This is a genomic window from [Phormidium] sp. LEGE 05292 (assembly GCF_015207735.1).
GTDB lineage: Bacteria > Cyanobacteriota > Cyanobacteriia > Cyanobacteriales > Aerosakkonemataceae > Floridanema.
In genome coordinates, this window is record NZ_JADEWG010000033.1 from 46,146 (window position 1) to 55,689 (window position 9,544).

Annotated in this window: 6 protein-coding genes; 5 read left to right on the plus strand and 1 reads right to left on the minus strand. The window is 42.1% G+C overall.

Features of this window, described 5'->3' with window-relative positions; genetic code table 11:
* Positions 1-151: 151 nt before the first annotated feature.
* The 4 genes from IQ264_RS12035 to IQ264_RS12050 all read left to right on the plus strand — a co-directional run bounded on the left by IQ264_RS12035 (position 152) and on the right by IQ264_RS12050 (position 5,509).
* Entirely contained in the window at positions 152-1,141 is a 990-nt protein-coding gene (locus IQ264_RS12035; RefSeq protein ID WP_193981023.1) for a CobW family GTP-binding protein, read from the plus strand.
* Between the two features lie 414 nt (positions 1,142-1,555).
* Positions 1,556-3,229, plus strand: coding sequence for an efflux RND transporter periplasmic adaptor subunit (locus IQ264_RS12040; protein WP_193981024.1), 1,674 nt, complete (start codon positions 1,556-1,558; stop codon positions 3,227-3,229).
* 341 nt (positions 3,230-3,570) lie between these two features.
* On the plus strand, positions 3,571-4,836 hold the full coding sequence (locus IQ264_RS12045; protein ID WP_193981025.1) for an ABC transporter permease: 1,266 nt from the start codon (positions 3,571-3,573) through the stop codon (positions 4,834-4,836).
* A 1-nt stretch (position 4,837) separates the two neighbouring features.
* Positions 4,838-5,509, plus strand: a complete 672-nt coding sequence (locus IQ264_RS12050) for an ABC transporter ATP-binding protein (RefSeq protein WP_322744670.1) — start codon at positions 4,838-4,840, stop codon at positions 5,507-5,509.
* Between the two features lie 285 nt (positions 5,510-5,794).
* On the opposite strand, the gene IQ264_RS12055 is transcribed toward IQ264_RS12050, so the two are convergent.
* Positions 5,795-6,265, minus strand: coding sequence for a CVNH domain-containing protein (locus IQ264_RS12055; protein ID WP_193981026.1), 471 nt, complete (start codon positions 6,263-6,265; stop codon positions 5,795-5,797).
* Between the two features lie 426 nt (positions 6,266-6,691).
* Here IQ264_RS12055 and IQ264_RS12060 point away from each other — a divergent pair, with 426 nt between their 5' ends.
* Entirely contained in the window at positions 6,692-9,427 is a 2,736-nt protein-coding gene (locus IQ264_RS12060; RefSeq protein ID WP_193981027.1) for an AAA-like domain-containing protein, read from the plus strand.
* The last annotated feature ends 117 nt before the right edge of the window (positions 9,428-9,544 follow it).

Below are 9,544 nucleotides of genomic sequence, written 5' to 3' on the forward strand. Positions count from 1 at the left end.
ATGCCACAATTACCAGATTCATTAGCCAAAATAGTGCAACGTTTTGCCCGTCAAACTGATGCAAAATTGCGTTACGAACCAATGGGTTTTACAACATCTTTCAAGCCATGCAAAAACAGGCGCTTTCCTATCAATTTAGCACTTCTTAATTATGAAAAAATTAATAATAACAGAGCAAAATTTTCTGGCGGAAATTCCCAAGCGAGGAATGCCTGCTACCATAATTACGGGTTTTTTGGGTAGCGGGAAAACTACCTTGGTGAATCAAATCCTCAAAAATCAGGAGAATTTGAAAGTTGCGGTTTTAGTTAATGAATTTGGCGATATTAATATTGACAGCCAGTTACTTGTTTCTTTAGAAGAAGACATGGTAGAATTGAGTAATGGCTGCATTTGTTGTACGATGAATGCAGGTTTAGTCGATGCAGTTTATCAAATTTTAGAACGACAAGACCGCATTGATTATCTGGTAATTGAAACTACAGGTTTAGCAGATCCTTTGCCGATCGTTATCACCTTAGTTGGTACAGAATTAAGAGAGTTTATAACTTTAGACTCGGTTTTAACTGTGGTGGATGCTGAGAATTTTATCCCTGATGATTTGGAGAGTCAGATCGCACTTAATCAGGTGGCTTACGGTGATATTATCATCCTCAACAAAACAGATTTAGTCCCAGAAGCAAAAGTTGTAGAATTAGAAAACTTTTTTGATACGATCAAAGGTGGAGCGCGAATTTTACGATCGCAATACGGACAAGTTCCCCTACCCCTAATTTTAGATGTCCAACTCTCCCCAACCGAATTTTACCAAAATCTCGATTTAGCCAATATTCCAAATAATAGCAATCATATCGCTAATGACGGATTTGTTTCGCTTTCCTTTCGTAGCGATCGCCCTTTCGCCGTGAAAAAATTTCAGGTATTCTTACAAGATAAACTCCCAGTTGGTGTGTTTCGGGCTAAAGGGATTCTTTGGTTTAAAGAAAGTTCCAGAAGGCACATTTTTCAACTTAGCGGTAAACGTTACGACTTAAAAGATGAAGAATGGCAAGGAAAACCCAGCAATCAAATAGTGTTTATTGGACGTTCTTTAAATGCGCTGGAAATTAATCAGCAACTTAATAACTGTTTAACTCGTTAATTCGATAGAAGAAAGTTAGCAAAATTAGAGGCGGGTTTTGTTGTGAGGTTATCTATTGGCTAAATCCGCTGACCTTACCACCTTTGTTAATGAACCGCAAAGAACGCAAAGTAGAGATTTGTGGTTAACAACACATCTTTACTTACCCAAAAAAACCAGACAATCTTTTTTCCTAACAGTTTGAACCACAAACCAACATCCACAGTCTAAACAAACAGTATTGTCTTTTAGACTCATATCTTGCACCAGTCCCAAAATCCGCCTGCAAATCAATTCAGAGGGCTAAATACTGGGAATCAAAAGCTTTCAGTTAACTTAAGTGATGGATTTCCGGGTGGGCTAAAACGGCAGATGCAAGAAGAGAATAACCAAAAGCTAATTGAAGTGTGCAGTCGGTTAAGGGGGATCTCAGATATGGCAGTTGGACTGATCAAAGAGCGAATTAAGTTAAAACTTAATGTACCAAAATGGTTGCTAGGGCTTTTACTTCTCAGTGCTTTAGCTGCTACAGGCTATATTACCTACACTCAGATCGCAACTACTAACCAAAGGCAGGAAATGAGGCGACGCATTCAAACGGTAACAGTTGAACGGGTTACTTTACCGATGAGAATTACTGCTAATGGTACAGTGCAACCAGAGCGATCGGTAAATGTTAGCCCCAAAAACTCTGGAATTCTTAAACAATTATTGGTGAAGGAAGGCGATCGCGTCAAGGAAGGACAAATCCTCGCCTACATGGATAACTCCAACCTCCAAGGACAACTCACCCAAGCTAAAGCCCAACTAGAAACCGCCCAAGCCAATCTTGATAAACTACTAGCTGGAAATCGTCCGCAAGAAGTCGCCCAATCCCAAGCACAACTAGCATCCGCCCAAGCAAATCTCGATAAACTATTAGCGGGAAATCGCCCCCAAGAAGTCGCCCAAGCCCAAGCCCAACTAGCATCCGCCCAAGCGAATCTCGATAAACTATTAGCGGGAAATCGCCCCCAAGAAGTCGCCCAAGCCCAAGCACAACTAGCATCCGCCCAAGCAAATTTGCGCCAAGCAGAACTTAACTACAATCAAAATCAACGACTTCAGACAGCAGGTGCCATCTCCCTACGCGAACTAGACACCTCTCGCACAGCCTATGATACAGCCAAAGCACAGGTAGAACAAGCAAAACAAGCATTAAACTTGCAAAAATCTGGCACTCGCCCTGAAGAAATCGCCGCCGCCCGCGCCCAGGTAGAACAAGCAAAACAGGCATTCAACTTGCAACAATCCGGTACTCGTCCTGAAGAAATCGCCGCCGCTAGAGCACAGGTAGAACAAGCAAAGCAAGCTTTGGAACTGCAAAAAGCCGGGGCACGTCCTGAAGAGATTGCTGCTGCACGCGCTCAAGTTATGAATGCTCAAGGAGCATTGCAAACAATTCAAGCACAACTTAACGATACTGTGATTCGTGCTCCTTTTGATGGCGTTGTTACCCGCAAATTTGCTGACCCTGGTTCCTTTGTTACACCTACTACTTCGGGAAGTTCCGTTTCTTCAGCTACGTCTTCTTCCATTTTGTCCTTAGCTGCCAAAAACCAAGTAATTGCTAAGGTTGCGGAAACAAGCATCCCGAAAATCAAAGTTGGGCAAGATGTGACGATTGAAGCTGATGCTTATCCCCGGCAACCTTTTTCTGGCAAGGTGATACAGGTGGCAACTCAGTCCACTGTAGACCAAAACGTGACGAATTTTGAGGTGAAAATGTCTTTGGACGATCCGAAAAATTTGTTGCAATCAGGGATGAATGTTAATGTCAAGTTTAATGTTGGGACTTTGGATAATGTGGTGGTTGTACCAACGATCGCGATCGTTCGTCAAGAAAATGGCACAGGTGTTTATTTAATGGGTAGAGGCGAAAATCGTCGCCCCAGATTTCGACCTATCACCACAGGCGCAACTGTTGAAGATAAAACAGTTGTGGTTTCTGGGATTGAAGAAGGTGACAAAGTTATGATTAGTTTCCCTCAAGGACAACGCCCAGCTTCTCGAACTCCTTCGATGTTCCCCGGAATGGGTCCAGGTGGCGGTAGACGTGGGGGATTTTAATAGTTTTGGGAGAAGCTGGAAATCTTTTTTAGTACGCAGATGAATGCAGATGAACGCAGATAAACGCAGATGTTGTTTGAGGTTCTTGGTTATGTACTGAATTCTTGGTTTTTTTACCACAGATATCCACAGATGAACACAGATGAATATATAGCAATCATAAATCAAGTGTGAAAACTTCTTCTTCTCTTTCTTCGTGTCCTTCGCGTCTAAGTGCTACGCACCGCTACGCGAACGTGGTTCAAAAAAAATCTGTTTCACAAATCCAACAGTATTACTATATCGAGTTTTTCCAGGCGGTATTAAACCGTTAAATCTAACATCTAAAATCGAAAATTGTTATGGGCAAGTTAGGTCGCATTCCTATTAAAAAAATATCTCTGCTATCAGTTTTGTCGATGGCAGTAGAAGCACTATGGAGTAATCGTTTACGGACAAGTTTGACGATGTTGGGCATTATTATCGGCATTGGTTCTGTGATTGCCGTAACATCGGTAGGACAAGGTGTGCAAAAGGCAACTGAGCAACAAATTCAAGCATTGGGAACCAATGTAATGCTAGTGTTGTCAGGGGCGGCACGTACTGGTGGGATTAGTCAGGGTTTTGGTTCTGCAACTACTTTAACTTGGGAAGATGCTAGAGCGATCGCGCAACAAGTACCCGCAGCAGAAGCAGTAACAGCATATTTGCAAAGAGGCGGACAAGTTGTATATGGCGATCGAAATGATTCAACTTCGATCCTGGGTGTTGATTTAAACTATCCCGATGTGAAAGAAATACATCCGAAAGAAGGGCAGTTTTTTACTCAGGAAGATATGGATAATGCCGAACCTGTAGTAGTTTTAGGTAGTAAGGTGCAAAGTGATTTATTTACTTCGGGAGAACCTGCGATCGGTGCTAGTATTCGGATTCAAAATGGAAGTTACAGAGTGGTCGGGGTGATGGAAGCAAAAGGTTCGGTAGGTGGTCAAGATCAGGACGATCGAGTATATATTCCCCTCACTAATATGTCTTCGCGAATTGTTGGTAATAATGCAATTAATGGAACGGGAATTAGTGGATTTTGGGTGAAAGCAAAAGACCAAGTTCAACTAGAAGCAGCACAATTTCAAGTGACAAATTTACTCAGAATTCGCCATAATATTTATCCACCTAATCCCGATGATTTTCGCATTAGTAATCAGATTGATATTATCAATACTTTTAGTAATGTGGTGGGTTTGTTTACGGTGTTGGTAAGTGCGATCGCAGGCATTTCTCTAGTCGTTGGTGGTATCGGGATTGCTAATATTATGTTGGTTTCTGTTGTCGAACGAACCCGCGAAATCGGGGTTCGCAAAGCAATCGGTGCGACAAACAGCGCGATTTTGCAGCAGTTTCTCACCGAAGCAATTTTAGTATCGCTTTTGGGAGGTGCGATCGGAGTTATAATCGGTGTTGGTCTAGCTTTTATATCTGCCCAATTATTTAGTTTTCCTTTTGTGATCTCCCTTTGGTCAGTGTTCGCCGGACTTGCCCTCGCCTTAGTTGTAGGACTTGTTGCTGGAGTTATCCCCGCCGGACGTGCAGCACAACTCGATCCGATCGCCGCATTACGGAGTGAGTAAAATGGCAACAATGATTTGGATGGAAGAGATTACCAAAAGCTACCGTTTGGGAGAGAACTCGATACCAATCCTCAAAGGAATTAATCTAAATATTGAAGAAGGCGAATATGTCGCCATTATGGGAATGTCGGGATCTGGGAAATCTACCCTGATGAATATCATTGGTTGTCTCGATCGCGCAACCGATGGACTCTACATTCTGGAAGGGAGAAACCTAACCACATTAAATAATGATGAATTAGCCTATATTCGTAATCAAAGAATTGGTTTTGTTTTTCAGCAATTTAACTTGCTTCCCCGCGCCACTGCATTAGAAAATGTCATGCTACCAATGATATATGCTGGTGTTTCCAAAACTCAACGACGACGCAGAGCAGAAGAAGCATTAACTCGCGTTGGATTAGCAGAAAGACTATCAAACCGTCCTAATCAACTTTCTGGAGGACAACAACAACGAGTTGCGATCGCCCGCGCTTTAGTAAATCGTCCCGCCCTCGTCCTCGCAGATGAACCAACTGGCGCTTTAGATACCCAAACTTCTGAAGAAGTAATGGAATTACTAACTGACCTAAATCATCAAGGTATTACTATTGTTATTGTCACACATGAACCGGATATTGCCGCCCGAACTCGTCGCATAATTCATGTGAAAGATGGTTTGATTGTAGGTTAAGAAACAATAGCCCGAATATTTTATAGATTAAAATGCGATCGGAAATCTCGGTTTAGGGCGAGTAATTTGCGATCGCATTCTATTTAACAATATTGTTGTCGGGAATGTCTAGTAACTCAAGTTGCTAGTTACAAGTCTAACTCTTTCTTAGCCCCCCTTATTAAGGGGGGTTGGGGGGATCAAAACTTAGTAATCACAGCCTTAGATCCCCCCACTACCCCCCTTACTCAAGGGGGGAACAAGAAAGAATTAATAACTAGCAACTTGCGTTAGTACAAAAGATATTTACAACCCTTTCTTGTTTAAACCTGGGAATACAGGTTGTGGCATTGTTTGAGGCATCCCTGGTACAACCTTCAAAGCACCATTAATATTTGTCAGTCGTTCGTCTAGATTGATCTCTGTCTTTACCTGTTGTTGCCCACTAAGGCACTTACAACTCAACCAAACTATTCCCCTGTGGTGCCGTACTTCGCAAGATCTACAGGTTTGGGTAAAATTTCCATTTGTTGCCCAAATCAAAGTTCCGTTGTTGTTTGCTATGTGCTTATTAAGGGATATAACGGTAAACGCTGATGGGAGGCAATCTGCTTTTAAGAAGGAAGTGTTGTTGTTAAAATTTATATTGCTACAGGATTCCGAAAAATTCCCCCAATTTGGTGAGCGAATTAAATCCGGTTCCCTAGCAATGGCAAGATTTTGCAACAGGAAGCCAATGATGAAAGCGGCGCTAAAGATGGTAGTACGTTTGAACATGAAACATCCTATTTTTTCAGGAAAAGTTTGATATCCGAACTATATCAGTTATCAAAGTAGCGATCGCAAATTTCCCAAAACAACAATTGCATAATTTTATTTATTCTCACCTATTAACGCAAGTTGCTAGTTACAAGTTTAACTCTTTCTTAGCCCCCCTTATTAAGGGGGGTTGGGGGGATCAAAACCTAGTAATCACAGCCTTAGATCCCCCCACTACCCCCCTGACTCAAGGGGGAAATTCCGAAATAATTAATAACTAGCAACTTGCGTTATTACAGAAATAAAACAGGCTAATATCCTGTTTTTCATTCAGAAAATTTTTGGACTATGTGCGATCGTAAATTAAAATATAAAATTTATTTGTAACTATAAACGAAGATGCTATCTTTAAATTAAAATTAGATAAAGTGCGTCAGACAAGTTATGAATCTGCAAAGTTCTGACCAGGAATATCAAGTAGGTGGTAGTTTACCAGCGGATGCAACTACTTATGTCCGCAGGCAAGCTGATGAGGAATTTTACCAACAATTAATTGCTGGGGAATTCTGTTATGTGCTGAATTCTCGGCAAATGGGTAAGTCTAGTTTGCGGGTGAGAACGATTAAACGTTTAAGGGAGGAGGGTTTTGCTTGTGCGACTGTGGATATTACTGCGATCGGCACTTCCGACATCACCCCTGAGCAATGGTATGCTGGAGTTATTGATTATTTAATTAACGATTTTGAACTGTATACTAGTTTTGATTTAGAAGAATGGTGGACGACTCACAGTTTACTTTCTCCTGTACAAAAGTTTCGCAAGTTTTTAGGAGAAGTATTACTCAAAAATATAGAGAAAACCATCATTATATTTGTTGATGAAATTGATAGCGTATTAAGTTTACCATTTAATATCGATGACTTTTTTGCCGTCATTCGCGAATGTTATAATTATCGGGCTGATAATCCTGAATATCGTCGTTTAACCTTTGCTTTGATTGGCGTTGCTACACCTGCGGATTTGATTAGCGACCAGCAACGCACACCGTTTAATATTGGTCGGGCAATTGAGTTAACTGGCTTTCAATTAGCGGAAGCACAACCTTTAACAGTAGGGTTAGCAAATAAAGCTGAAAATCCCCAAGCGGTGCTTGAAGCGGTATTGTCTTGGACTGGGGGACAACCTTTTTTAACCCAAAAGATTTGTAAATTTATTCGTCAATCACCTGATGAAATTACAACGGGTAAAGAACCTGAATCAGTAGCAAACTTGGTACAAAATAATGTGATTGTAAATTGGGAAACTCAGGATGTACCAGAGCATTTAAAGACAATTAGAGACAGAATTTTCCGCAACGAAAAACGCGCCAGCAGGCTATTAGGAATATACCAACAAATCCTCCAATCCCAAAGCAATCCCGTAGGACAGGCAAGATGCCTGTCATCCCCAGTCCCCGCAGACGACAGCCCAGAACAAATAGAATTACGCTTAACCGGATTGGTGGTAAAACGTAACAGTCAATTGCAAGTTTATAACCGGATTTATCAATCTGTGTTTGACCTAACTTGGGTAAAGAAACAATTAACGAATTTACGCCCTTATGCAGAAAGTTTTGATGCTTGGCAAGATTCTGGTTATCAAGATGAATCGCGATTGTTGCAGGGACAAGCGTTACTGAATGCTCTAAGTTGGGCGACTGGTAAAAGTTTGAGCGATTCGGATTACCGTTTTTTAAACTTAAGTCAGGAGTTAAATAACCAAATAATTCAGACGGAATTAGATGCACAGAAGCAGGCTAATCAAATTTTAGATAAAGCGCGAAAAAAGGCGGGTTGGATCACTGGAATTTCCCTTGGTCTATTGGTTTTTTCCATTGTCGCGGCGCTTATAGTTTTTGAGGAACGGAAAGCAGTAGAAGTGAGACTGAAAGCTACATCTTCCAGAGAACAACTTGTCTCAGGTCAAGGATTCACAGCATTATTGGAAGCATTGCAGGCAGGACAACAACTTAAACAACTGAATAAATTACCTTGGCAAAAGGACGACATTCAGACGCAAGTACTAGTTGCACTGCGACAAACCCTTTATGAAGTGAGACAACACAATACTCTATCAGGTCATCAGAGTTATGTTACGGATGTGAGTTGGAGTCCTGACGGTGAAACTCTGGCGACTGCAAGTGGTGACAAGACGGTGAAACTGTGGGATAAACAAGGGAAACTGCTGCATACTCTTATAGGTCATCAGGATTCTGTTGGTAGTGTGAGTTGGAGTCCTGATGGTCAAACTCTGGCGACCGGAAGTGATGACAAGACAGTGAAACTGTGGAATAAGCAAGGGAAACTGCTGCCTACTCTTATAGGTCATCAGGATTCTGTCACGAGTGTGAGTTGGAGTCCTAACGGTCAAACTCTGGCGACTGCAAGTGGTGACAAGACAGTGAAGCTATGGAACCTACAAGGGAAACTGCTGCATACTCTTAAAGGTCATCAGGATTCCGTCGATACTGTCAGCTGGAGTCCTGATGGTCAAACTCTGGCGACTGGAAGTTCTGACAAAACAGTGAAACTGTGGAACCCTCAAGGAAAGTTGCTGCATACTCTTAAAGGTCATCAGGATTATGTCGATAGTGTGAGTTGGAGTCCTGATGGTCAAACTTTAGCGACTGCAAGTGGAAGTAAAGACAAGACGGTGAAACTGTGGAATCTTCAAGGGAAACTGCTGCATACTCTCATTGGTCATGAGGCTTATGTCGAAAGTGTGAGTTGGAGTCCTAATGGTCAAACTCTGGCGACTGCAAGTGACGACAACACGGTAAAACTGTGGAACAAGCAAGGCAAACTGCTGCAAACCCTCACTGGTCATCAGAGTCCTGTCTGGAATGTGAGTTGGAGTCCTGACGGTGAAACTCTGGCGACTGGAAGCGCTGACAAGACGGTGAAACTGTGGAATCTTCAAGGGAAACTACTGCAAACTCTCACTGGTCATCAAGCTTCTGTAAGTAGAGTGAGTTGGAGTCCTAACGGTCAAACTCTGGCGACTGCAAGTGAGGACAACAAGGTAATACTGTGGTACAAACAAGGGAAACTGCTGCAAACCCTCACTGGTCATCAGAGTTCTGTCTGGAATGTGAGTTGGAGTCCTGACGGTGAAACTCTGGCGACTGGAAGTGCCACTTGAAAGAAAAAATGGCACTAGCCTAGAAGGATAAAATGGCACTCAAGAAGCCGAGGATAGTAATTCCTTCGTTCCAATAAGAAAGCCATTACAAAGTAGCTAGAATCATAAAACGGCACA

Bases quoted from the DNA above. Each gene is read 5' to 3' on its own strand.
- IQ264_RS12035 (WP_193981023.1), top strand. From the start codon at position 152: ATGAAAAAATTAATAATAACAGAGCAAAATTTTCTGGCGGAAATTCCC.
- IQ264_RS12055 (WP_193981026.1), bottom strand. From the start codon at position 6,265: ATGTTCAAACGTACTACCATCTTTAGCGCCGCTTTCATCATTGGCTTC.
- IQ264_RS12045 (WP_193981025.1), top strand. From the start codon at position 3,571: ATGGGCAAGTTAGGTCGCATTCCTATTAAAAAAATATCTCTGCTATCA.
- IQ264_RS12060 (WP_193981027.1), top strand. From the start codon at position 6,692: ATGAATCTGCAAAGTTCTGACCAGGAATATCAAGTAGGTGGTAGTTTA.
- IQ264_RS12040 (WP_193981024.1), top strand. From the start codon at position 1,556: ATGGCAGTTGGACTGATCAAAGAGCGAATTAAGTTAAAACTTAATGTA.
- IQ264_RS12050 (WP_322744670.1), top strand. From the start codon at position 4,838: ATGGCAACAATGATTTGGATGGAAGAGATTACCAAAAGCTACCGTTTG.